26 protein-coding genes are annotated in these 24323 nt (G+C 60.8%); 12 read left to right on the top strand and 14 right to left on the bottom strand.

All coding sequences use genetic code 11. From position 1 onward, the window contains the following. Positions 1-35 precede the first annotated feature (35 nt). The gene (locus tag PQR40_RS24650) at positions 36-1151 is read right to left on the bottom strand and encodes an AI-2E family transporter (RefSeq protein WP_408234855.1); all 1116 of its coding nucleotides are present in this window, start codon (positions 1149-1151) and stop codon (positions 36-38) included. Between the two features lie 272 nt (positions 1152-1423). On the opposite strand from PQR40_RS24650, the gene PQR40_RS24645 reads away from it, so the two are divergent. The 4 genes from PQR40_RS24645 (at position 1424) to PQR40_RS24630 (ending at position 5353) form a co-directional block, all read left to right on the top strand. Further along, positions 1424-2638: a DUF2863 family protein gene (locus tag PQR40_RS24645; protein ID WP_408234852.1), complete on the top strand. Its 1215-nt coding sequence runs from the start codon at positions 1424-1426 to the stop codon at positions 2636-2638. 220 nt (positions 2639-2858) lie between these two features. Further along, positions 2859-3734 carry a response regulator transcription factor gene (locus PQR40_RS24640; RefSeq protein WP_408234849.1) on the top strand — a complete coding sequence of 292 codons (876 nt, stop codon included), beginning with the start codon at positions 2859-2861 and terminating at the stop codon, positions 3732-3734. A 112-nt stretch (positions 3735-3846) separates the two neighbouring features. Beyond that, a complete protein-coding gene (locus PQR40_RS24635; protein ID WP_408234846.1) occupies positions 3847-4521 on the top strand; it encodes an energy-coupling factor ABC transporter permease in 675 nt (224 codons plus the stop codon). A 166-nt stretch (positions 4522-4687) separates the two neighbouring features. Continuing rightward, positions 4688-5353: a BspC domain-containing protein gene (locus tag PQR40_RS24630; protein WP_408234843.1), complete on the top strand. Its 666-nt coding sequence runs from the start codon at positions 4688-4690 to the stop codon at positions 5351-5353. 113 nt (positions 5354-5466) lie between these two features. On the opposite strand, the gene PQR40_RS24625 is transcribed toward PQR40_RS24630, so the two are convergent. Both PQR40_RS24625 and yaaA read right to left on the bottom strand, forming a co-directional pair. Beyond that, on the bottom strand, positions 5467-6621 hold the full coding sequence (locus PQR40_RS24625; protein WP_408390110.1) for a M14 family metallopeptidase: 1155 nt from the start codon (positions 6619-6621) through the stop codon (positions 5467-5469). A 34-nt stretch (positions 6622-6655) separates the two neighbouring features. After that, positions 6656-7438 carry a peroxide stress protein YaaA gene (gene yaaA / locus PQR40_RS24620; protein WP_408510017.1) on the bottom strand — a complete coding sequence of 261 codons (783 nt, stop codon included), beginning with the start codon at positions 7436-7438 and terminating at the stop codon, positions 6656-6658. Positions 7439-7495: 57 nt separating this feature from the next. Here yaaA and PQR40_RS24615 point away from each other — a divergent pair, with 57 nt between their 5' ends. Together PQR40_RS24615 and PQR40_RS24610 are read left to right on the top strand one after the other, a co-directional pair. Continuing rightward, positions 7496-7984: a putative toxin-antitoxin system toxin component, PIN family gene (locus PQR40_RS24615; protein WP_408510016.1), complete on the top strand. Its 489-nt coding sequence runs from the start codon at positions 7496-7498 to the stop codon at positions 7982-7984. A 136-nt stretch (positions 7985-8120) separates the two neighbouring features. Then, positions 8121-9293 (top strand): pyridoxal phosphate-dependent aminotransferase, encoded by a 1173-nt coding sequence (locus PQR40_RS24610; RefSeq protein WP_408510015.1) that lies wholly within the window; start codon positions 8121-8123, stop codon positions 9291-9293. A 109-nt stretch (positions 9294-9402) separates the two neighbouring features. On the opposite strand, the gene PQR40_RS24605 is transcribed toward PQR40_RS24610, so the two are convergent. After that, entirely contained in the window at positions 9403-10050 is a 648-nt protein-coding gene (locus PQR40_RS24605; protein WP_408234828.1) for a glutathione S-transferase family protein, read from the bottom strand. Positions 10051-10176: 126 nt separating this feature from the next. Between PQR40_RS24605 and PQR40_RS24600 the strand changes: the two genes are divergently transcribed. The 6 genes from PQR40_RS24600 to PQR40_RS24575 all read left to right on the top strand — a co-directional run bounded on the left by PQR40_RS24600 (position 10177) and on the right by PQR40_RS24575 (position 16581). Further along, the gene (locus tag PQR40_RS24600) at positions 10177-11733 is read left to right on the top strand and encodes a 3-hydroxyacyl-CoA dehydrogenase (RefSeq protein WP_408510014.1); all 1557 of its coding nucleotides are present in this window, start codon (positions 10177-10179) and stop codon (positions 11731-11733) included. Then, positions 11730-12518 (top strand): oxepin-CoA hydrolase, alternative type, encoded by a 789-nt coding sequence (locus PQR40_RS24595; protein ID WP_408234822.1) that lies wholly within the window; start codon positions 11730-11732, stop codon positions 12516-12518. The genes PQR40_RS24600 and PQR40_RS24595 overlap by 4 nt, the downstream gene beginning before the upstream one ends. A gap of 21 nt (positions 12519-12539) precedes the next feature. After that, positions 12540-13256: a histidine phosphatase family protein gene (locus PQR40_RS24590; RefSeq protein ID WP_408234820.1), complete on the top strand. Its 717-nt coding sequence runs from the start codon at positions 12540-12542 to the stop codon at positions 13254-13256. A gap of 20 nt (positions 13257-13276) precedes the next feature. After that, complete coding sequence (locus PQR40_RS24585; protein WP_408234817.1) at positions 13277-14383, top strand: phosphotransferase; 1107 nt, start codon at positions 13277-13279, stop codon at positions 14381-14383. A 62-nt stretch (positions 14384-14445) separates the two neighbouring features. Beyond that, entirely contained in the window at positions 14446-15705 is a 1260-nt protein-coding gene (locus PQR40_RS24580) for an acyl-CoA dehydrogenase family protein (RefSeq protein WP_408234814.1), read from the top strand. 174 nt (positions 15706-15879) lie between these two features. Continuing rightward, positions 15880-16581, top strand: coding sequence for a glutathione binding-like protein (locus PQR40_RS24575; RefSeq protein ID WP_408234811.1), 702 nt, complete (start codon positions 15880-15882; stop codon positions 16579-16581). 141 nt (positions 16582-16722) lie between these two features. On the opposite strand, the gene PQR40_RS24570 is transcribed toward PQR40_RS24575, so the two are convergent. From PQR40_RS24570 to nuoN, 10 genes are all read right to left on the bottom strand, one after another. Continuing rightward, on the bottom strand, positions 16723-17202 hold the full coding sequence (locus PQR40_RS24570; protein ID WP_408234808.1) for a MaoC family dehydratase: 480 nt from the start codon (positions 17200-17202) through the stop codon (positions 16723-16725). After that, the gene (locus tag PQR40_RS24565; protein ID WP_408234805.1) at positions 17199-17657 is read right to left on the bottom strand and encodes a MaoC family dehydratase; all 459 of its coding nucleotides are present in this window, start codon (positions 17655-17657) and stop codon (positions 17199-17201) included. Before PQR40_RS24565 ends, PQR40_RS24570 begins: the two co-directional genes overlap by 4 nt. A 36-nt stretch (positions 17658-17693) precedes the next feature. Further along, positions 17694-18821 (bottom strand): acyl-CoA dehydrogenase family protein, encoded by a 1128-nt coding sequence (locus PQR40_RS24560; protein ID WP_408510013.1) that lies wholly within the window; start codon positions 18819-18821, stop codon positions 17694-17696. 10 nt (positions 18822-18831) lie between these two features. Further along, positions 18832-20028: an acyl-CoA dehydrogenase family protein gene (locus PQR40_RS24555; RefSeq protein ID WP_408234799.1), complete on the bottom strand. Its 1197-nt coding sequence runs from the start codon at positions 20026-20028 to the stop codon at positions 18832-18834. 48 nt (positions 20029-20076) lie between these two features. After that, the gene (locus PQR40_RS24550) at positions 20077-20502 is read right to left on the bottom strand and encodes a DUF1178 family protein (protein WP_408234796.1); all 426 of its coding nucleotides are present in this window, start codon (positions 20500-20502) and stop codon (positions 20077-20079) included. 249 nt (positions 20503-20751) lie between these two features. After that, a complete protein-coding gene (locus PQR40_RS24545; protein WP_408234793.1) occupies positions 20752-21276 on the bottom strand; it encodes a helix-turn-helix transcriptional regulator in 525 nt (174 codons plus the stop codon). Between the two features lie 51 nt (positions 21277-21327). Beyond that, on the bottom strand, positions 21328-21576 hold the full coding sequence (locus PQR40_RS24540) for a hypothetical protein (protein WP_408234790.1): 249 nt from the start codon (positions 21574-21576) through the stop codon (positions 21328-21330). 340 nt (positions 21577-21916) lie between these two features. Beyond that, complete coding sequence (locus PQR40_RS24535; protein ID WP_408234787.1) at positions 21917-22501, bottom strand: NUDIX domain-containing protein; 585 nt, start codon at positions 22499-22501, stop codon at positions 21917-21919. Between the two features lie 42 nt (positions 22502-22543). Next, the gene (locus PQR40_RS24530) at positions 22544-22840 is read right to left on the bottom strand and encodes a DUF2818 family protein (protein ID WP_408234784.1); all 297 of its coding nucleotides are present in this window, start codon (positions 22838-22840) and stop codon (positions 22544-22546) included. Beyond that, the gene (nuoN, locus tag PQR40_RS24525) at positions 22840-24312 is read right to left on the bottom strand and encodes an NADH-quinone oxidoreductase subunit NuoN (RefSeq protein ID WP_408510012.1); all 1473 of its coding nucleotides are present in this window, start codon (positions 24310-24312) and stop codon (positions 22840-22842) included. Before nuoN ends, PQR40_RS24530 begins: the two co-directional genes overlap by 1 nt. Positions 24313-24323 lie beyond the last annotated feature (11 nt).

The following is a 24323-nucleotide window of genomic DNA, read 5'->3' as shown; positions in this document are numbered from 1 at the left end:
AGACTACGCCTTGCAAGCGGTATCTGGAATTTATTTCAAGGCGCTTTTTCTATGCGGCCTGGATCATCATCAACCGGCGCTTGCACGGCGGGGGCCGAAGCGCGCGCCGCCGGGGCACCAATCGTCCAGTCGTGTAGCACGGTATAGGCAACCGCCAGCAAAGTCGGACCGATGAAAACACCAAGGAAGCCGAAAGCAAACGCGCCGCCCAGGATACCCAGCATCACAAGGATTAGCGGCATGTCACTACTTTTGCCGATCAGGATCGGCTTGATGACATTGTCGGACATGCCGACGACCAAAACGCCCCACACGACCAGAAAGACTGCCCAACCAGTTGCACCGCCGTGATACAGCCAGATCGCCGCGGGCAACCAGACGACAACTGGACCGCCCGGTATCACCGACAGGAAGAATGTCGCCAACCCAAGCAACGCCGGTGCCGGGACGCCCGCAATCCAGCAACCGAAGCCAGCGAGAATGCCTTGCACAAGCGCCGTGCCGAGAATCCCGTAGACCACGCCCTTTACCGTGCTGCCCGCCAGCGCCAGCAAATAATCGGCACGTTCGCCGGCGATGCGCCGCATGCCCGCCCTCAGCCAGGCCGCTGCGCCCTCCCCTCCGGTATAAAAGAAGAACGCGAGCACGATGCTCAGCGCCAACAAACCCAAACCATGCGTAACAGCAATCGCAGCAGCCAGAATCCACTTGCCTGCCGGTGCCGCAAGTGCACGCATTTGTGCGATCAACTCAGAGTTGCTGCTCGTTACACTCGCCCAAAACGTCTCGATGTTCGAGCCAACTAACGGGATTCGCCCAACCCACGGCGGCAAATCCGGCAAGCCAGCCTCAAAGAGCCTTTGTACCAACGCGACGATGTCATGAACGTGCGCACCGAAAGCAAAGCCCGCATAGACGAACGGGCCAAGCACCACAACCAGAATGATGAACACGATCAACGTCGCAGCCAGCTTCCGCCGCCCCCCGACTGCCGTAGTGAGCCGCCGGTACAAGCCCCACGAGCTATAACTGAGAATGGCGCCCCACAACAGCGCGGTCGTAAAAGGCGCAAGCACCAGCAGAGAGCCGCCCACCAATATGATCAACGCGAACACGGCGGCGAGACGCTCAATCAGTTGGTCCGATTTCACTATGAATCTCCTGTTGTGCCAGACCACAGCGACGAATAGACATACGCTTGCGAAGCACCCACTGAAGGCAGTCAGTATAGAAGCGAGTCACGCCTCCGGGCCTGTCTTATATCATCCGGCCAGGACGCCGCGCAACGCATCTGGCAGCACCGGCAACAGGCGTTATTTTGAATGCGGAAACGTCCCAATCCATCCGGCATAGTCAGCCAAATAATATGGCGGCATAGAAAAGACTAGAATATAAGGTTCTGTGCCCCCAAATTCCTGGATTTATGCGCTCGCGAATCGCCAAACGTCTCCCCCCTGATGCCGACAAGCTCGTCGGTCTCTCGCTCGCGCTTTTCGCGTCGGGCAGCCGCACCGAAGACCGCTTCTGGGAAGCAAAGCTCGATGCGCTGCTGGCCAAGATCGTCCGCAACGCCAACCAGACTACGCTGGACGCCGCGCTCGATCATCTACAGCAGAATCATCCTGATGCTTACGGCGCGCTCGCCGACATGGCGGAAACGCATAGCGAGTCGTTCATCATCGAACATGAAGGCGTTCCTTATGAAGCGCTGCTGATTGCCGCACCTGTGCTGGCCTGGACTCGCTACATGATTCCTTCCGGCCCGCTCAAACCGGACGCAGCCGACGCGCTGCGCGCGCACCTGCAGGCGCATGTGCTCGCGGCCAATACGCGTGTCGCCATGGTGCCGTTCCTGTACAGCATCGATCAACTGCCGCGTCACCACGTCGAAACCTGGCGCATTGCCCAGCAACTCGCTCAAGCAGCGATGGCTGGCGCCAACGCCAAACTCAATTTTGGCGAACTGCCGGAAACCTCGCCAATCCTGGCCGACCCGCGCTTTCTGCTGGCTGTGGTCGCGGCGCCGGTGGGCGAGCCGGCGTTTCGCTGGCAGGAAGAAGAAAATGGCACTCGGATCGAGCGTGGCCAATGCCTCGAGCAATGGGCAACGCAAGGCGGCGCCAATCTGTCGCTGGCACTGCCCGGATGTGAATTCGAGTGTCTGTTGCCGGATGCCTATTATTCGGCCTGCCGCGACGCCGACGAACGCGTGCGCCCTCACACGGTACGTACCGCCGTGCGCTATCTGTTCGACACAATCGGCGCGGCGCCCCAGGAGTTGCGCGCGGTTGTCGCGGGCTTCGGCGAGCGCCGTATCGACGAATACCGGGTCGGCTTTACGCGCCGGGGCAGCAATGACGTGATCTACGGCGTCGTGTGGCCACTTTATGGCCGCGAGAACGGCGAACCCGGCATCGATGAAGAACCGCAAGAAACCGCTGCGTCAGACGACCCGCTCGAAGAAATCGTCGCATTGCTCAAGGAAACCGGTGTGACAGACGTGCGCCGCCACTCAGGTCGCTTCGAGCCGGAATATTGCGATGACTGCGGTGTCCCGCTCTATGCGGACCCGCTCGGCGAAATCGTCCACGCCGAAATGCCGGAAGACGCGGAGCCCGCGCAACCGCATTTCCACTGACCCACCGGCGCGGTGTCATTGCGCCGCACCGTCCGACATCAGGAAACCCCCGCCGAGCGCGGGGGTTTTTTTTATGTCATTCCTCCTATGCCTTTTGGACAGGCCGTCAAAACGGAAGGAATTTGTCATGATAGTGCCAGTGGTGCATCGTAATGCGCCCGGCACCTTCGCCGGCACGCATGCATCGCGCCACCACGCCCGATTTATCTGGAGACATGGCATGCGATTCTCAATACTCAACTCAGACGCGGAACGACGCGATGGACTCAAAGCACTGCTGCGGCAAATCGACCGGCTAGCGCGCTTTAACGAAGCACAGGATTGGCGTCAGGTTGAACGTACGCTCAAGCGCCTGCGGCCCGACCTGCTTGTGATCGATTGGCAGGACTGGATGTCGGTTGACGATACCCGTCGCCTGCTCAGCCATTACCCGGACTTGCGCATTGCAGTGCTGACCGACGAGGTCTCGCCGACTGCGGTGCGGGACCTCATGGACGAGGGCGTGCTCGGCGTGGTCCCCCGCGAAACCGATCCGTGCCTGATCGTGCGCGCTTTCGAGATGGTCCTGCTCGGTGGTCACTATGTGCCGCCCGGCGCGCTGGCGCTCAATCCTCCGCTACCGCCGGATGCCGCCATCCGGCCGTTCGATGAAAAGAGCCCGCCGCCACGCCGGACCAAACTTTCTAACGGCCTGTCGCCCCGCCAGGAGCAGATCATGCGCTGCGTTCACATGGGCAGCACTAACAAGATGATCGCGCGCACGCTCGGCATCAGTGAAGGCACTGTCAAGATCCATCTGACGAGCATATTCCAGCAACTCGGAGCGCCCAACCGCGCCGCCGCGGTCGCGCTCTACAACGGCTGGCTGTCGGCTCATTTGCAAGTACTGCGCAACGATGGCGAACAACCGGTTCGTCCGGTAATGGGACAAGCCGGCGTGGTGCCGTTGCGGCACCGCACGCTGCGGCGCTTCCAGTATCCGTTGCCAGCGAACGACACGGCCGACACGCTGCCAATGGCAGCCGAACCGAGCACGCCTTACGGCGATGCGCCCGCCGGGCCGGCGACGGAGCAGGTTACGCAAGGTTCGGCATAACGTCAGCCGGCGCTCTCGCCAGAATCGGAACGCGCATTTTCTGGCGGCGCTCGCGCCGGCTGGCATGGAATCCGCTCACACCTTTTCTCGTCCAACGAGTAATATGAGATACATGGGTTTCCTCTACACACCGCTTCCGTTCTGGGTCGCTGTCGGTGGCTGGATCGCCACTGCGATAGTGGTCGCGCTCGCGCTGTGGAAAAATCCTTTCAAACGACTTCAGGACGGCACACTCCAGCATGTCTGGCTCGCGATTATTGTCGCGGTGTCGGTCCTGTGGGCGAGCAACGCATGGCTCGACGACGGCACTGTCATGCATCTGCTCGGCGCCACGCTAGTCGTCACATTATTCGATTGGGCGCTGGCGCTGATCGCCATGGCGATAGTCACCGGTCTCGCCGCTGTCGTCTTCGACGCCCCCTGGCAGGGCATTGCGCTGACGTTCATCGTGTTCGGCGCGCTGCCTGTCGGCATCTCTACCTTGATCCAGCGTGCCAGCATCGCCTGGTTGCCACGCAATCTCTTTATGTTTATCCTGGGCCAGGGTTTTGTCTCACCCGCCATTGCGGTGTCGCTCACGGCGGCTGCGGCGCTCGGCGTTCACATTACGCTCGCCGACGGTTCCATGACCGTGGTGCCGGTCGGCTACGCGTTCAGCGTGCTTCTGCTAGCCACCGGCGAGGCCTGGTTCACGGGCATGTCAACGGCATTGATCGCGGTCTACCGCCCGGCGTGGGTCACGACTTATGATGTGCGTCGATACCGATTGGGCGGGCCACGTACCTGACACGGGCTCGGCATCGAGCACGCATCTACGGCTATCTGCTGTCTCGCATACAAAGCGCCCGAGTGCACGCACCACGACAGGACAAAATATTTGTGTCAGGATTGAACTCCTCCCTCCCGCCGTGCATCTTACGTGCCTCACGTCTCATTAGCGTCTAACGAACTAGATGGATAGCACCAACGTACCGCGCCGATTGCTGCGGTTGGTCGGCCGGTTAGCAACATTTGCAGCGGGTCTCTCGCTCATATGCACTGCTCCCGCATACGCCGATCAACTCGAACAGCACAACGATCTCGTCAACAAATTTGTCAATGACATGCACGCAGACCCGCTGGTCGCGGACTGTGCTGCTCACGGCAACTTTGTTGCAAGCACATCAACCGCCTTCGACCATGTCGAATTTCCACCCAGCTCTTTCGACAGCGCGCATGCGTCGGTCACCCCCTGGAACGATTCGTTCGACGACGGCAAGCAGCGCGTCAAGGTGGACAACATCGTCACCGTCGAGGGGCTCGGAATCCGCCAGAGCGGCGGCGGAGATCCAGCCGATCTCAAGTTCCGCTGCGGCTATGTGGGCGCCCAGATGCTGGCGTTCAGCTGGAACGATCCGGTGCCGCCAGCCCGTGCGCATAGTTCCGGATCTACTGGATCACGAGCGTCTTCGGGCAAGCATAAGAGTGTGAAGGGCAAGCACTCCGCTAGCGGTAAAACCACGAAGAAAGCGACGGGCAAGTCCTCAAAGGCAAGTTCGGGGAAATCTTCGCGAACGACTTCCAGCAAGTCTTCGGGCAAATCGACCGCGAAAAAATCCCCGGCGAAAAAGACTCAATAACGGGCAAGACCCGCGGCCGTTTTCACTCACCCGCGCCGCAGGTCATGTCGGCACTAAAAAACGGGGCGCACACTTCTAAAGTGTGCGCCCCGTTTTTTTTATACAGCGTCCGGTCAGGCGAACGTCTCCACGTGCCGCAAAATCGCCTGCAGCATGGCGGCGCCCAGCGACGCGCTACGTTCGCCGTTCCAACCCACCCGCTCGTCCGGCAGATTGGCGTTGTCCTTGAACGGCATCTCCAGCGTCAACGACAGACAGCCGAATTCGTTGCCGATGTACTTCGAAGCCAGCTTGAGCGCGTCCTCGCGATACTTGCTCGCGGCATAGCCGTACTTGTCCTGGAAGTCCGGGCTCGCATGCTTGAAGGCTTCGATGAATGCCTTCTGTTCCTCTCCCTGCCGCTCGGTGAAACCCGGCAGCATTTCGGAGCCGGCTACGAACACGTACGGCAGCGCCTCGTCACCGTGGATATCGAAAAAGAGGTCGCAGCCAGTCGCGTGAATTGCGTCGCGCACCACCAGCACCTCAGGACTGCGCGCGGCGTCCGGCTCCATCCATTCGCGGTTCAGGTTCGCGCCCGTCGCGTTAGTACGCAGATTGCCATGCACACTGCCGTCCGGATTCATGTTCGGCACGATGTAGAACACCGCGTGATCGTAGAGCTTGCGCGCCACCGGATCGCCCGCCCAATCGCCCCAACCCGCGAGACGCTTTACGAGACCTTCGATAAACCATTCGGCCATCGTCTCCCCAGGATGCTGGCGCGCGATCAGCCAGATCTTTTTCCTGGGCGTGTCACCGGTTTGCGGCGTGCCCAGCGTCAGCAGCGACATCGGCCGGCCTTCGACCGTCTTGCCCAACTCAGTGAGCGTGGCCTGCGGCATCTGCTGGACCGCACCGAGAAACTCCGAGTGACGTTCCTCGCTATACGGTTCGAAATACGCGTAGTAAATGCGGTCGAAATCCGGCGTGTGGTCGATCGTCAGTACGCGGCCATCATAGATAGTCGGCACGCGGAACCAGTTCACCCGGTCATAGCTTGCCACTGCCTGATAGTCGCGCCAGCCTTCGGCGAAAGCGCATGCCGCGGCGTTTTCGAAGGTCATCACACAGCGCTCGCCGGCCGCGCCGGACAACCTGAAATAGAACCACTGCGCGAACTCGGCGTGGCTGTCGGGCCGCACGCGCAGACGGATGTTGCCGGCGTCTTCGCAGGCCAGCACTTCGATCGCGCCTGCGTCGAAGTTGCTCGTAATCGATAACGTCATAATAATCTTCCCTGCCTGTGTGCGCGGCAATCGCTTAGTCGGCGATACGGCGGCGGAATACGTAAGTGGAATCGTTCGAGGCTTCAGCGTCGAATGCGTAACCTTCAGCGTCGAAGTCTCTCAACTGCTCGGGCTTGTCGAGACGGTTTTCGACCGCGTAGCGCGCCATCAAACCGCGCGCGCGTTTGGCGTGGAAACTGATGATCTTGTAGCGGCCGCCCTTCCAGTCTTCGAACACCGGGGTGACGATCGGCGCGTCGAGCAGCTTGGGCTTGACCGATTTGAAGTACTCACCCGAAGCGCAGTTGACCAGCACGCGCGAGGCGGTAGCGCGCTTCTTCAATTGCGCATTCAAAGCCTGCGTGATCCGTTCGCCCCAGAACGCGTACAGATCCTTGCCGCGCGTATTGGCAAAGCGCGTACCCATTTCGAGCCGGTACGGTTGCAGCAGATCGAGCGGGCGCAGCAATCCGTACAGGCCGGAAAGCACGCGCACGTGATTCTGCGCGTAATCCAGATCGGCCGACGACAACGTCCGGGCGCTGAAACCCTCATACACATCGCCGTTGAACGCGAGTACCGCCTGCTTGGCGTTGTGCGTGCCGAAGCTGGGCGACCATTCCGCGTAACGCTGAAAGTTGAGATGCGCAAGCTGATCGGAAATACTCATCAGCGAGCCGATCTGCTGCGGCGACAAAAGGCGCAATCCGCCGATCAATTCGGCCGCATCGTCGACGAAATCGGGGATCGTGTGCTTTTTGACGTGCGTGGGGGTTTCGTAGTCAAGCGATTTCGCCGGCGACAGAACGATTATCATAGAGGCTTGCAGGCACGCCGTGCCTGGCGGTCAAAGACGAAAGCCAGATTGTAACGAATGCCCGGTTCCCATGCCTCACACGGCGCTTTGCGCGTTGTCCTCGATTCCAATGTGTGGATCGATATTCTCGTGTTCGACGATCCGCACACGCGGCCGATCCGCGCCGCGCTCGAAAGTGGTGCGCTCGCCGCGCTGATCGACGCGCGTTGCCTCGCTGAACTCACCTACGTACTCGACTATCCGCAATTCGTGCATCGCAATGTCGACAAGGCGGCGGCGCTTGCCGTCGTCGCACGCCTGGCGCAGTTGGTCGAACCCGCAGTACCCGCGGAAGATGCCAGACCGTTGCCCAAATGCAAAGACCGCGACGACCAGAAATTCCTCGAGCTCGCGCACGCCGCGCAGGCCGACTGGCTGGTGTCGAAAGATCGCGCGGTGTTGAAACTCGCCAAACGGATTGCGCGTGATTTCGGCTTCCAGATTGCACAGCCGGCTCCGTTCGTCAGCGCCTGCATGACAATCGCGAACGAACCCGTACCAGTATGAACCCTGGCCGGATGACCAACGTCGGGTCGACTGCGCGCACACAGCGCGGCGATTCCCTACAATCGGGCTTCGTCCTTTTCGAACGACGCCCCCTGTCAATTTCGCCAATTCACTCGACCACGCTCCGGACAGCGCCATGAATGCACCGCACGACACGCCTATGAGTCCCTCGTTTCCGTCCCGCCTGCCGGACGTCGGCACGACGATTTTCACTGTAATGAGTGCGCTCGCCGCCGAAAAAGGCGCGGTGAACCTCGGCCAGGGCTTTCCCGACTTCGGCTGCGATCCCCGCATTGTCGACGCGGTCGCGAACGCAATGCGCGACGGCCACAATCAATACCCGCCGATGGCCGGCGCTGCGCCGCTGCGCCAGGCAATCTCAGACAAGATCGCGAACCTGTACGGCCGCCGCTACGACGCCACCAGCGAGATCACGGTGACGGCGGGCGCCACGCAGGCGCTGCTGACCGCGATTCTCTGCACTGTGCATCCGGGCGACGAAGTGATCGTGGTCGAACCGACCTACGACAGCTATCTGCCGTCGATCGAGCTGGCCGGCGGCAAGCCGGTATTCGTCACGCTCGAGGCGCCCGACTACACCATCCCGTTCGACAAGCTCGCTGCTGCGATCACGCCGAAAACGCGGCTTCTGCTGATCAACACACCGCACAATCCGACCGGTACGGTCTGGCGCGCGGAAGACATGCGTAAGCTCGAAGAAATCGTGCGCGGTACCAATGTGCTGATTCTGTCGGACGAAGTCTATGAACACATGGTGTACGACGGAGCGCCGCACGAAAGCGTTGCGCGTTATCCGGAGCTGGCGCAGCGCAGTTTCGTGGTGTCGAGCTTCGGCAAGACCTATCACGTCACAGGCTGGAAGATCGGGTACGTAGCCGCACCCGCGGCACTCACGGCTGAATTCCGTAAAGTGCACCAGTTCAACGTGTTCACGGTCAATACGCCGATGCAAGTGGGTCTCGCGGACTACATGAAGGATCCAGCACCATATCTGGATCTCCCCGCGTTTTATCAGAAGAAACGCGACTTCTTCCGTGCCGGCCTCGCGAATTCACGCTTCAAGCTCCTGCCTTGCACGGGCACATACTTTCAGTGCGTCGACTATTCGACGATCAGCGACCTGCCCGAAGCCGAATTTGCCCAATGGCTGACCGGCGAGATCGGCGTCGCGGCGATTCCGGTGTCGGCGTTCTATCACGAAGCCCATGAATCAGGCGTGGTGCGCTTCTGCTTCGCCAAGCAGGAGACCACCCTCGCCACCGCGCTCGACCGGCTGGCGCGGCTCTAGGACGCCCCGCGCGATGCTGCGAACGAACCCACGTTCCTCGCCATCGCGCGCAGCCGCCCATGCGTGCGTTGCACGCCCGAGTTCATTTCACTTGCAAACCTGCCGCACGTCAGGCCGGCCGCGAGGCCGCGATATGCGCCTTACGATCTTCGGTCACGCGTTGCGCGGCCGGCCGGGCGTTGATTGTCTTCACATAGCTTTTCCAGTCCACGCCGGCGTCGAGCAGGAAATCGCGGCCGTAGATGGTCTGCGTCGTCATGCCCACCAGCGGCAAGCTCACATAACCTGCTGTGTCGGCGACACTGAAACGCTCGCCGCTCAAATACGGTCCGAACTTCGCGATCCGCTTGAAGCCAGCAATGTGATGCGCAAGCAGCTTCTCGACGCGCCCCTTGGTCGCGTCAGTCACGGTGCCGCCGAAGAACGCTTCCTTGTAGAGATTCCGGGCGGTCAGTTCGAGATGCACGTCCACGAACGTGATCAACTCACGCTCCTTGGCTGCTTCCCACGGGTCGGCGGAAAAAATCGCCTTGTCGGGAAATCGCGCGGCCAGATACTCGACGATGCTTTGCGATTCGCACAGATCGCCGTGTTCGGTCTGGATATAGGGCACCTTGCCGAGCGGAGAATGCTCGAGCATGGTTTCTTCCTGGCTCGGCATCACGAGCACTTCCTCGAACGGAATGCCGTGTTCGAGAAGCACAAACTTCACCTTGTTGTAATAGTTAGAGAGCGCGAAACCGCACAGCTTGATCATCGGGTGTCTCCTTTCTTCGGGTTGTTTGAGACCGCTCGTCAAAATCAAAGCAGCGGTCTTCGATCAATCATCCATTAAATTGCACGATCGTGCTATTCTAAAATAACCATGGAGTCGAGCATCACAATGATCTCTCGCAATTTCAGCATCGAGACTATCGGCATTGTCGGAACCGGTGCAATGGGCCGTGGCATCGCCCAGATTGCCGCGCTGGCGGGCCTCACCGTGCGTCTCTACGACACGAATCCCGCCGCGATCGGCGCCGCGCGCGACTACCTTGCCGAGACTTTCGCCAAATTGACCGCCAAAGGCAAGCTCGACCAGACCCGCTCGCTCGCCGCGCTGGCGAATGTGAGCGGCGCGCAGGTCATCGGCGATCTGGCCGATTGTGATCTGGTCCTTGAAGCGATCGTCGAAAAGCTCGATGTGAAGCAAGCGCTCTTTCGCGAACTCGAAACGGTGGTAAGCGGCCGTTGCGTACTGGCGTCGAACACGTCGTCGTTGTCGATTACGGCGATTGCAGCGGGCTGCACGAATCCGTCGCGGGTGGCCGGTTATCACTTCTTCAATCCGGTTCCGTTGATGAAGGTCGTCGAAGTGATCGACGGCCTGCGCAGCGATCCCGCCATCGGCGACGCGCTGATGGAACTCGCGCGACGCATGGGCCACACGCCGGTGCGCGCGAAAGACATGCCCGGCTTCATTGTCAATCATGCCGGCCGCGGCATGAATACAGAAGGCCTGCGTGTAGCCGGCGAAGGCGTTGCCAGCTTCGCCGACATCGACCGCATCATGCGCGAGCAGGCGGGCTTTCGCCTAGGGCCGTTCGAACTGCTCGATCTAACGGCGCTCGACGTATCGCATCCGGTGATGGAGTCGATCTATCACCAGTTCTACGAAGAACCGCGCTTCACGCCGTCGCCGATCACGGGCACGCGGCTCGCGGGCGGATTGATCGGCCGCAAGACGGGCGAAGGTTTTTATCGCTACGAAGACGGCAAGCAGCAGGTGCCCGCAGAAGCGCCCGCGCCGACTGAACTGCCCCAAAGCGTATGGGTCAGCAAGCGCTATCCGCAAGCGCATGAAGCCGTCGTGCAACTCATCGCCAAGGCAGGTGTAAAGCTCGACGAAGGCGTCACGCCCGCAGCGGACTCGCTGATCGTCGCGACACCGTTCGGTCATGACGCGACCACCGCCGCCGTCGACGAAGCACTCGATGCGACTCGCGTTGTCGCTATCGATACCCTGTTCCCGCTGGCCGTCGTGCCGCGTCGCACGCTGATGACGACACCCGCCACCAGCCGCGCCGCACGCGAGACCGCGCACGCACTATTTGCCGCAGACGGCGTGCCCGTCACGGTGATCCGCGACTCGACCGGCTTCGTCGCACAACGCGTCGTGGCGACCATCGTCAACATTGGCTGCGACATCGCGCAAAAGCAGATCGCGACGCCGGACGATATCGACCTCGCCGTGACGCTAGGCCTCGGCTACCCACGCGGGCCGCTCGCACTCGGCGATGCGCTCGGCGCGAAAACGATCCTCACCATCTTGCGCAATATCTTCAGCGTGCTCGGCGATCCGCGCTACCGTCCGTCACCCTGGCTTGCAAGGCGAGCGCAACTTGGTCTGTCGCTGACACAACGCGACGCTGCCGACTTTCAAACGGAGACGCAACAATGAGCGCCGAACTGCTGACCTCGCGCCCGACCGAAAGCGAATCGACGCTGGTCCTCACGCTGTCGAACCCCGGCGCACGCAACGCGCTGCATCCGGACATGTATGCCGCGGGCATCGAAGCGCTCGAATCGATCGAGCGCGATCCTTCCATACGCGCCGTCGTGATTACCGGCGCGGACAACTTCTTTTGTGCCGGCGGCAATCTGAATCGCCTGCTGGAGAATCGCGCGAAAGATCCGTCGGTGCAAGCAGAGAGCATCGATCTGCTCGGCGAATGGATTTCGGCGCTGCGTCTGTCGTCGAAGCCGGTGATCGCCGCCGTTGACGGTGCCGCCGCCGGCGCGGGGTTTTCGCTCGCGCTCGCGTGCGATCTGATCGTCGCCGCGGAAGACGCCAAGTTCGTGATGTCGTATGCGCGTGTTGGCCTCACGCCCGACGGCGGCGGTTCGTGGTTTCTCGCGCAAGCCTTGCCACGTCAGTTGGCGACCGAAGTACTGATCGAGGGTAAACCGATCGGCGCCACGCGTCTGCACGATCTCGGTGTCGTCAACAAACTGGCGAAAACCGGCACAGTGCGCGACACCGCTGTCGCCTGGGCCGACGAGCTCGGCAAGATTTCGCCGAACTCGGTCGCACGCATCAAAGGGCTCATCAGCGCGGCCGGCACACAGCCGCTCGCTGAGCATCTGGTTGCCGAACGCGACGGTTTCGTCGCATCCCTGCATCATCGCGACGGCCTCGAAGGGATTTCCGCGTTCCTCGAAAAACGCGCGCCAATCTACAAGTGAACATAAGCGAACCAAGGGACGATGCCTGAATATCAACTCCCCAAGCGCCGCCGCATCTTCCTGATGCGTCACGGCGACGTAACCTACTTCGACGATAGCGGCCGCGCGATCGATCCCGAAACCGTGCCGCTGAACACCAATGGCCGCGAGCAGGCAAGCGCAGCAGGCCGCGTGTTCGCCGAACAGCAAGTCCGGTTCGATCGGGTGATCGTGAGCGGTTTGCCGCGCACGGTCGAAACCGCGCAACGCGTATTGGCCGAGACCGGTCAGCAGATCGCGCTAGAAATCGAGCCCGCGTGGCAGGAAATTCGCGGCGGCAAACTCAGCAACATTCCGCTGCAGGATATCGAAGCGGCATTTCTCGGCGTATTCGACGGCATCGTGCCGGAAAGCATGCGCTTTCTCGACGGCGAAACCATCGGCGCGTTGTTCGACCGCGTGTTGCCCGCAGTGGCGGCATTACGCGAGGACACGTCGTGGGACACCGTACTGCTGGTGCTGCACGGCGGCGTGAATCGCGCGATTCTGTCGCACGCGCTTACCGCCGGCGGCCGCACTTTCTTCGGCCATCTGGCGCAGGCCACCGGTTGCATCAACGCGCTCGACGTCGGCGCCGAGCCGCGCGACTGGGTGCTGCGCACGATCAACTATTCACCGCCGTCGCCGCTACATCGCGACGCTCGCAATACCACGATGGAAATGCTCTACGCGCAATTTATTCAATACAAGCGTAGCTGACCCCGAACTGGAGGAGACACATGGTGCAAGCCACACAGACCGGCGAACCAGAACACAAACCGGATTATTCGGCCTTTGAGGGCACACGTCCGGTCAACGAGCGGCAACGCTTCGACAGTGACGCGCTCGCCGCGTGGCTAGCCCAGCATGTCGACGGATTTTCCGGACCGCTCACGTTGGAGCAATTCGCTGGCGGCCAGTCCAATCCCACCTTCAAACTGGTCACACCGTCGCGCTCGTATGTGATGCGAGCGAAGCCCGGACCGGCTGCGAAGCTGCTGCCCTCGGCGCATGCTGTCGAACGCGAATACCGCGTGATGCATGCGCTGGCTGACACCGACGTGCCGGTCGCGAACATGCTCGCCTTGTGCGAAGACGAGAGTGTGATCGGCCGGGCGTTCTACGTGATGGAGTTCGTCGAAGGCCGCGTGCTGTGGGATCAGTCTCTACCCGGCATGACGCCCGTGGAGCGCGCGGCGATTTACGACGAAATGAATCGTGTGATCGCCGCGCTGCATAGCGTCGATGTCACGGCAATCGGCCTTGCCGACTACGGCAAACCGGGCAACTACTTTGCACGCCAGATCGGCCGCTGGAGTAAGCAGTACATCGCGTCCGAAACCGAACCGATCGACGCGATGCAGCGCCTGATTGAATGGCTGCCGCACCATATGCCGGCGGAAACGAGCGAGCGCGCTTCAGTCGTGCATGGCGACTACCGGCTCGACAATCTGATCTTCCATCCCGCCGAGCCGCGTGTACTTGCCGTACTCGACTGGGAGTTGTCCACGCTCGGCGATCCGCTCGCCGACTTCGCCTACCACTGCATGGCGTGGCACGTCGATCCGGCGCAATTCCGTGGCATTGCGGGTCTGGACTGGGCGGCCCTCGGCATTCCGGACGAGGCGCAATACGTCGAGCGATATTGCAAGCGCACCGGCTTCGAGATCCACGGCGACTGGAATTTCTATCTGGCGTACAACATGTTCCGCATCGCCGCGATCCTGCAAGGGATCATGAAACGCGTGGTCGACGGCACCGCGGCCAGCGCTCAGGCGCTCGACGCCGGCCGTCGTGCGAAGCCGATGGCTGAACTCGCCTGGCGCTACGCGCAGAAGGTGCGCTAAGCGAATCGACGCACCAGGTTGCGCTCCAGAATAAACGTCATCCGTCATCCGCGAGGTCATACATGAATTTCGATTACACCCCGAAGGTTCAGGCGCTGCGCGAGAAACTGCTCGCCTTCTTCGACGAGCACATCTATCCGAACGAGCAGGCGTTCTATGCCGAGATCGCGCGCAATCGCCAGAACGGCAACGCGTGGCTCCCGACCGAACTGATCGAACAACTGAAACAGAAAGCGCGCGACGCGGGCTTGTGGAACCTGTTCCTGCCTGAATCGGTACGCGGCGCCGGTCTGACGAATCTTGAATACGCGCCGCTGTGCGAAATCATGGGCCGCGTGCCCTGGGCTCCGGAAGTGTTCAACTGCAACGCGCCCGACACCGGCAATATGGAAACGATCGAGCGCTACGGCAGCGACGACAACAAGCGTGAATGGCTCGAGCCGCTGCTGCAAGGGCACATCCGTTCGGCGTTTCTGATGACCGAGCCGGAAGTGGCGTCGTCGGACGCGACCAATATCCAGACGAGCATCGTGCGCGATGGCGACTACTACGTGATCAACGGCCACAAGTGGTGGTCGTCCGGTGCGGGGGACCCGCGCTGCAAGGTCTACATCGTGATGGGCAAGACCGATCCTGAGGCGCCACGCCATGCGCAGCAGTCGATGATTCTGGTCCCCGCCGATGCCACCGGCATCACCGTGCACCGCCCTCTCACCGTATTCGGCTACGACGACGCACCGCACGGCCACATGGAAATCACGCTCGAAAACGTACGTGTACCGGCCGCCAACATGCTGCTCGGCGAGGGACGCGGCTTCGAAATCGCCCAAGGCCGCCTCGGACCGGGACGCATCCATCACTGCATGCGTTTGATCGGCCTCGCCGAGCGTGCGCTCGAACTCATGGCTAAACGCTCCATGCAACGCGTCGCTTTCGGTAAGCCAGTCGCCGCGCAAGGCGTCACACAGGAGCGCATGGCCGAAGCGCGTTGCATGATCGAACAGGCGCGTCTGCTGACGCTGAAGACCGCCTACATGATGGACACGGTCGGCAACAAGGGCGCACGCGGCGAGATCGCCATGATCAAGGTGGTTGCGCCGAATATGGCATGCCAGGTGATCGACTGGGCGATCCAGGCGCACGGCGGCGGCGGCGTCAGTGACGATTTCCCGCTGGCGTATGCGTATGCATCCGCACGGACCTTGCGCTTCGCCGATGGCCCTGACGAAGTGCACCGCAACGCGATCGCCAAGCTCGAACTGGCGCGCTATATGGATGCGGGTGCCGCCGCTCGCGTGGAGACACCGATTACACGGGTTTGAGCGTTTGATCGTCTGAACGCGTGGTCCAGGTTAGCTTTCGCGGCGGTGGATTGCGCCGCGAAGTCGAAACCGGTTCATGGTGGCACGGCCAGCAGCATCGTCCGATCTGTGCTCTAATTTTCGTCAACTGCGGCGTCCTTTGTGGCGCCGCTTTCACGAAACGAAGGAGCCAGGATGATCGACGTCTATAGCTGGGCAACCCCGAACGGCCATAAGGTTCACATCATGCTCGAGGAGACGGGCCTCGCGTACACCGCGCATGCCGTGGATATCGGCGCGGGGGACCAGTTCAAACCCGAATTCCTCGCTATCAGCCCGAACAACAAGATTCCGGCGATCGTCGATTCCGAGGGCTCCAAGGGCGCCGACGGCACGCCGTTTGCGCTGTTCGAATCGGGTGCAATTCTGATTTATCTCGCCGAGAAAACCGGCAAGTTCCTGCCGACCGATCCGGCAGCACGTTACGCCACACTGCAGTGGCTCATGTTCCAGATGGGTGGCTTGGGGCCGATGCTCGGGCAAACGCATCACTTTCGCATCTACGCGCCGGAGCCGATCGAATACGCGATCAATCGCTACACGAACGAAACACGGCGCCTCTATGGCGTGATGGATACCCAGCTCGGCAAGACACAGTATCTGGCCGGCAACGACTACACGATCGCTGACATCGCCGCGTTTCCGTGGACCCGTTCGTGGCAAAACCAGGGGATCGAACTCGACGCGCTTCCAAATGTGAAGCGCTGGCATGAGGAGATTGCCGCACGTCCGGCGGTGGTGCGCGGTGTCGACGTGCTGGCGTCAGCCCGCAAACCACTCATGGACGACAAGGCTAAGGAAATGCTGTTCGGCGCGACACAGTACGCGAAGCGCTAATATCGGCGCTATGTCGTTGATCGCGTTGTTCGCGCTGATCGTGGCGATGACATCGCGTTCGCAGAAACGTCTACATAAAAAAAGCGCGAGCCGGCCGTAGTGCCGCTCGCGCTTTTTTGCCAACATGCATGCACTGAAACGCTAGAAGTAGTGCCGCGTGATGAACTCCGCGACACATACCGGCCGCTCGCTGCCCAGCCGCTCCAGCGTCACATTCCACTCAACCTGCACGCCGGCTTTGTCAACGTCGGTGACGGATTTCACCGCAAACCGGGCACGCAACTGTGAGCCGACCAACACCGGCGAAGTGAACCGCACGCGATTCAATCCGTAATTGACGCCCATGCGCTGCTCGATCGCCACCGTCTTGCCGAGCAGCGCCGGAATCAACGACAGCGTCATAAACCCATGCGCGACCGGACCACCGAACGGCGACTCACGCCGCGCCCGTTCAGGGTCGACGTGAATCCATTGATGATCGCCGGTAGCTTCGGCAAAACGATCGACGCTCGCCTGATCGATCGTCAGCCATTCGCTAACGAGCGGTTCAGCGCCAACCAGCGCACGCAACGCCGTTGCATCGCCAAAGCTTGCGGCAGACACCGCGCTGCTGCCCGTCATGACGCGCCCCCCGGATTGCGCAGTCCGAACAACCCTTTGGAGCGCACCGTGATCACCGTTTCGCCGTGCTGGTTGATGCCTTCCCATTGCGTCGAAACGATGCCGCGGTCCGGTTTACTCTCCGAAACGCGTTTGTCGAGTACGGCGTTCATCATCGTGATCGTGTCGCCAACGCGCACCGGCTTCAACCAGCGGATCTCGTCGATACCAGGCGAGCCCATCGACGTGGAACCCGCGATCGTGTTGCGCACCAGCATGCCCATCATGACCGAACAGGTGTGCCAGCCGCTCGCGATCAGTCCGCGAAACGGTGACTCGGCCGCTGCAGCCTCGTCCAGGTGGAACGGCTGCGGATCGAACTTCTGCGCGAACTCGACAATCTCTTCACGCGTGAAAGTATGCTTACCGACTTCAGTAGCCGTGCCGACTACCATGTCCTCGAAACTCAGACCCATCGTCACACCTCTTTCTTATCCGATTCGACCGGCTGATCAAGCTTCGGCAGAGACAAAATCGGGCAGCGCGGCGAACCGCGCAAGATGGTGATCGACATCGCCCAATGTGGTTTCGATGATAGCAAGACGTTTGAAAAGATGCGCCGCCGCGACTTCGTTCGTAACGCCCATGCCGCCGTGCAATTGGACCGCCTGCTGACCAACGAAACGCGCGGCCTGACCGACCCGCGCCTTCGCCGCCGAGACCGCGCGGCGACGTTCGTCAGCGTCCACGCTGGCGTAACGCATGGCCGCCAGATAAGTGACCGAACGCGCCTGCTCAGCATGAATCAACATTTCGACCATGCGATGCTGTAACGCCTGAAAACGCGCGATCGGCTGGCCGAACTGCTGGCGCGTTTTCGTGTACTCGACCGTGGCGTGGTTCAGTGCGTCAAGCGCGCCGACCGCTTCCGCACACAGCAATACCGTGCCGTAGTCTGCGATGTGCTCGAGCGCTGCGGCGCCGGCGTGTTTGCCGGCGAGCTGACGTGCCGGCGTGCTATCGAACTTGAGTGTCGCGGCGCGCTGGCCCTCGATTGTGCGGTAGTCAGTGACCTTGACGCCGGCCGCATCGCGGGCGACGATAAAGAGCGCGATCTCGCCATTCAACCGTGCCGGCACGATCCAGTAATCCGCTTGCGCGCCGTGCAGCACCACCGACTTCGTGCCGCTCAATGTCTGCTGTTCGCCCTGCCCGCTCGCAGCTGTCTCGACCTCGAACAGATCGTAGCGTGCGTGCGGTTCGTGAAATGCCACTGCGAGCCTGATTTCGCCCTGAGCCGCGCGTTCAAGCAGCGACGCGTCTTCGCCCTGCCCTTTGCCCGCAAGCCGTAGCGCTTCGATACCCACCGCGGTCGCCCAATACGGCTCGACCACCAAAGCACGGCCAAGCTCCTGCATGACCACCAGCATGTCGATCGGGCTGCCGTTGAAGCCACCCTGCGCTTCGGGCACCGGTAAGGCGGTCAGACCCAGTTCGGTGAAGGCTGCCCAGTGCACATCCGACACACCGGATTCCGTTTGCACGATCGCCTGGCGCGCTTCAAACCCGTAGCTCTTGTCCAGATAGCGGCGCAGTGCGTCAGCGAATTGCTGTTGTTCGTCGTTGAAAGTGAAGTCCATGCGCCGCTCCTCAGAGTCCGAGAATCATCTGCGCGATGATGTTCTTTTGAATTTCGTTCGAGCCGCCGTAAATCGACGTCTTGCGGAAGTTGAAGTAGTACGCGGCCAGCGGCGCGGCGTCATCGTCACCGGCGAGACTATGTTCGCGTTCGCCTTCAAGGAATGGCACGTCGAACGGTGCGGCGAGCGGTCCGATTGCCTCGAACATCAGTTCGGTCAGCGCTTGCTGCACTTCCGTGCCCTTGATCTTGAGCATCGAGGCTTCCGGCCCCGGCCCACGTCCGCCCGTTTCATTGGCGACCACGCGTTGCACGGTGACTTCGAGTGCCATCAATTCGATCTCAAGGCTCGCGACTTTCGCGGCGAACACCGGATCTTGCAGCAATGGTTTGCCGTTCTTCCGCTGATCCAGCGCGAGGCGCTTCAGAAATACGAGTTCGCGCTTCGATTGCCCGACACGCGCGATGCCGGTGCGCTCGTGCCCGAGCAGGTACTTCGCATAGGTCCAGCCACGATTCTCTTCGCCGACCAGATTTTCGACCGGCACCTTCACGTCCTCGAAGAACACTTCGTTGACTTCGTGGTCTTCGTCGAGCGTGATGATCGGACGCACAGTGATGCCTGGCGTTTTCATGTCGATCAGCAGGAACGAGATGCCCTCCTGCTTTTTCGCGCCGCTGTCGGTACGCACAAGGCAGAACATCATGTCGGCGTACTGGCCCAGCGTGGTCCAGGTTTTCTGACCGTTGACCACATAGTGATCGCCGGCGCGCTCGGCACGCGTGCGCAGCGAGGCCAGGTCGGAACCGGAGCCAGGTTCGGAATAGCCCTGACACCACCAGTCTGTACCGTCGAGAATGCGCGGCAGATAGTGGCGCTTCTGCGCCTCATTGCCGTACTTCATCAACACAGGCGCCACCATCGAGACGCCGAACGGCAACACGGACGGCGCACCAATACGGGCGCACTCTTCGTCCCAGATATGCCGTTGGGTCGCGTCCCAGCCAGGGCCACCGTATTCTTTCGGCCACGCGATGACAGACCAGCCGCGCGTGCCGAGCAGCTTGTGCCAGCCCGCGAAGTCTTCGCGATTCAAACGCTTGTGGTTGAGTACTTTTTCGCTCAGCTCGCGAGGCAGATTTGCTTCGAGCCAGGCGCGGATGTCGGCGCGGAACGCGTCGTCAGCGGGGGAATAGTCCAGATTCATGCGTCGTGTCTCCTGGCCGCAACCGCCCGCTGCCAGTGAGCCACTGCGCTATTGCAGCGGTTCCTTCAAGGCAGCCGGGACCGGCAGCGGCATCACTTCGATGCCTTCTTCGACCAAGGCTTGCGCGTCTTCTGGTGTCGTGACACCGCGAATATTGCGTGCAGGCGCTTCGTTGTAGTGAATGCGCCGTGCCTCCTCAGCGAAGCGGTCGCCCACGTTCTCGGTCTTTTCCAGTACCTCGCGCAATGCGCGCATCACACGTGCCTGCATGTCCCCCACGCTTGCAGGGACTTTCGTATCAGTCGCGCCCGACAGATTCAGTCGGGGCGCCGACGGCAAACGGCTCACTTCGTTCGCACCGCAGATCGGACATTCGACGAGCTTGCGGGACTGCTGCGACTCGAATTCATCAGCCGAAGCGAACCAGCCTTCGAACCGATGGCCATGCGGGCACTGTAAATCGAGGACCTTCATGTGGAATCAGGGCTTGCGTGCCAGTTTAGCGCAAAATGGAAATTTGTGAACGGTCGTTCGTAAATTTTTACGGACGACGCGTTGACACCAGGCGTTGCCGACAAATCGAACGCGGTGGGCGATTTTAACGCTTTGCGCAACGGACTGCCGAAGGTAGCCCAACTAACAACGGCACACCGAATCCACAGATGAAAGGGTGCGCCGATTGGATGCAGCTCAAGGGTTGACGCGCTTGCCGTCGCGCCCCTTTTATGCCACAAGGAATTCGAGTCGGCGGTTAAGCCGCGGCTCGAGTTTGAGCGCCTCTTTGGCAAGGTTGATCTGCTTGGCCGATTTCGCGACGTCGAATACGTCCGCCTTGATGTCATACCCGCCACGCTCAGTCAGCCAGTCAAGGATGTCCGACAGATGCCACACGGACGCACTACCCTCGTGAACCGGCGGCGGAAAGTCGATTGCGTGGCTCAGCATCAGCTTGCGCATGTTTTGCCGCGACACGCCCGCTACCTCTGCGACATCCGTGAGGCCGACGAAATCCGGCCCCGCCTCGACAAGACGCGCAGACGGCACGGCTTGCTTGATATCTTTGAGTGCGCTGACAAGCGCCTCGAACGCCGACGCTGCTTCGCGAGCAAAAACCAGCGCAATGCGCCCCGGCTGCCCCACACCGATCGTGGCATCGTCGCATCCGGCTTCGCCCAGGCGCTCGACAATCTCGTCAAGATCGCAATCTTCCGCAGCGAGGCGGTACTTCAGGGTGAACACATATTCCATAAGCTACTCCTGCCTTCATTCAGCTCCGGCCTGTTTGCCCTTCAAACACTTTTACTGCCGGCGTGTCGTGCAGTTGTCGACGATGCGCCTCAGGTGCTTGGCGTGATTACCGGGATTCTTCGGCGTACTCCACACACTCGAGATGCAGAACTCGCCGCACCGACATTCCGTGTCGTTGTAAGGACAGTACATCTTTCCCCAAGCGTGGCCTTTACCGCCGGCCTGGACACGCCAGCCGTTTCTTTCCGCATAAGCCAGCGCGGCCTCGACCTCTTTCTTGGAATGGATTCCTCGAACCATCTATATCCTCCAATTTAGTACGAGCACGCGAGGTTGTCAAGTGACAACCTCGCGTGCTCGTAGCCGCAATCGAATTCATCTCATACCCTTCGTTATCCAAAATAAACGAGATAACAAAACTCTGCTGCCAGACGTCGATACTAGATCGGCAACAGCCATAGGGCGAGACTGTCAGATGGCATAGGACGAGAATCCATTTTCCAGACATCGGAGAGTCCATTGAATCGATATCGTGCCCGCAATGACAAAGCCCCCGCCGGTCGTCGACCAACAGGGGCTTTTTGCAAACTTTCCAGCTCACGCGCGAGCCGCGCGCGCACTGCGTTCTGAACGAAGCGCGTTATTGCGGCTCAGCCATTGACCAGGTACCCGACAACACTTTCTCCAGCCAGAACGTGCCGATAACGGTTTTCACGTCGGTGATCTTGCCGGTGCGCACCCACTCGGATACATCGGCAACAGACGCCGTGAACAGTTCGAGGAATTCGCCGTCGTCGAGCTTACGCTCGCCGGCAGTCAACCCACGCGCCAGGTAAATATCGATGAATTCGGTCGAGTAGGAAATGATCGGATGAATGCGCGTCAGATAAACATATTCGCGCGCAGTATAGCCGGTCTCTTCCTGCAACTCACGTTTCGCGCAAGCCAGCGCGCCTTCGTTCGGATCGAGCTTGCCCGCCGGATACTCGACCATGACCTTGCCCATCGGATAGCGGTACTGGCTTTCCAGCAACACGCGGCCGTCGTCGAATAGCGGAATCACCATCACGGCGCCCGGATGCTGAACATACTCGCGAGTGGCCTGCTTACCGTCGGGCAAGCGGACGGTATCGCACTTGAGCGTCAGGAACGGCCCTTGATGGATCGTTTTGCTCTCAAGACAGGTCTCGGTGAGCGCGGCATCGTGATCGGGAAGTTCAGCCATATGCGACCTCAGGACAGCGTGGTGCGCGACGGCGAGGCGCCGTCAGCGACGTTTGACGAGATACTGGAAGGTAAAACCGGGGAATGAAAACACGATGAACAACGCGAACGTGATCGCGTAAAACTGCCACCCCTGTTCGAAGCGGTTACCCGCGCGTGCTTCCAGCAGAAAACCGAACGCGCCGACCACAAAGTACAGCACGATCAATTCGGCTATCCGGATCCAGGCGCTCTTCTTCACCGCTTTCAACGGCACAGCGGCGAAGATACGCTGATTCAGGAACGGCAGGTTGGCGCCGACCAGCGCCAACAACACGATAAACCAACCCGCAGCCGACATCAGAGCAGCAGCGTGTGCTGGATAGCCTGCAGGCAGGCCTTCAACAGCGGATCCGGCACGATACCGAGCACCAGCACGGCAACCCCATTGAACGCGAGCAAGGCACGCGTGCTCGTGTCGGCGAGGATCGGCGACTTGTCTTGCGGTTCGTCGAAGTACATCAGCTTGACGATACGCAGGTAGTAGAACGCACCGAACAGCGACGTGATCACAGCCAGCACAGTCAGCCAGGTCAAACCGGCATTCATGGTTGCCTGCAGCACCGCGAGCTTGGCGTAGAAGCCGACCGCGGGCGGGATGCCGGCGAGCGAGAACATCATCACCATCATGACGAAGGCGAACACCGGGCTGCGTTGATTCAGGCCCTTGAAATCTTCGAGCGTATCAGCTTCAAAATCGCGGCGAGCCAACAGCATGATGACGCCGAAGGTGCCCATCGTTGTAATCAGGTAGACGATGCTGTAGTACATCGCCGAGCCGTACGCGTTGGCAGCTCCCGTGGTCTTGTGGTCGACCACGCCGGACAGCAGACCGAGCAGCACGAAGCCCATGTTCGAGATTGCCGAATATGCGAGCATCCGCTTGACGTTGCGTTGCACGATACCGGTGATGTTGCCGACAATCAGCGACAGCGCCGCCAGGATCACCAGCATTTCCTGCCATTCGACCGCCAGCGGCAGCAGACCCATCACAAGGAAGCGCAGGCCCCACGCAAATGCCGCCACCTTCGGGCCGCCGCCGACCATCAGCGTCATGGCCGTCGGAGCGCCCTGATACACGTCAGGCACCCACATGTGGAACGGCACCGCGCCCATCTTGAACGCCACGCCTGCCACGATGAAGATCACGCCGAACAGCAACACGCTCGGATCGTAGTGGCTCGTGCCGATCGCCTTGAACACTTCGTTCAGGTCGAGCGAACCGGTTGCACCATACAGCATCGAAATGCCGTACAGCAGGAAGCCGGAAGCCAGTGCGCCGAGCACGTAGTACTTCATTGCCGCTTCATTCGACGGCACTGCGTCACGACGCAGTGCGATCGCAGCGTACAACGACAGCGACATCAGTTCCAGACCGAGATACAGCGTCAGGAAGTTGTTGCCGGAGATCATCACGAGCTGACCGAGCAACGAGAACATGCCCAACAGGAAGAATTCACCGCGGAACAGCCCGCGATCCTCGAGGTACCGGCGCGAATAAACGATCGACACTGCGTAGCCGAGCGTCACCACCGCCTTCATCACGCTGGCGAACGAATCCACCACATACATGTGACCGAAGAAGTAGTGAACCTGCGGATCGAACGCGTTCACCGCGAACCAGATGCCGGCAATCAGCGTCGAGAAGAACGCGATGAAATACGTGGTACGGCGACCGGCCTGGCCGACGAACGTGTCGTTGAGCCACGCGAGCACAACGGCGAGCATCACCAGTGCGTCGGGCAACAGGGCAGTCATAGGGGCGTTTTGCATGATCTTTAAGT

This window comes from Paraburkholderia sediminicola, from assembly GCF_046026855.1.
GTDB lineage: Bacteria > Pseudomonadota > Gammaproteobacteria > Burkholderiales > Burkholderiaceae > Paraburkholderia > Paraburkholderia sediminicola_A.
The sequence above is the reverse complement of the archived record's forward strand: the minus strand, read 5'-3'. Positions and strand labels throughout refer to the sequence as shown.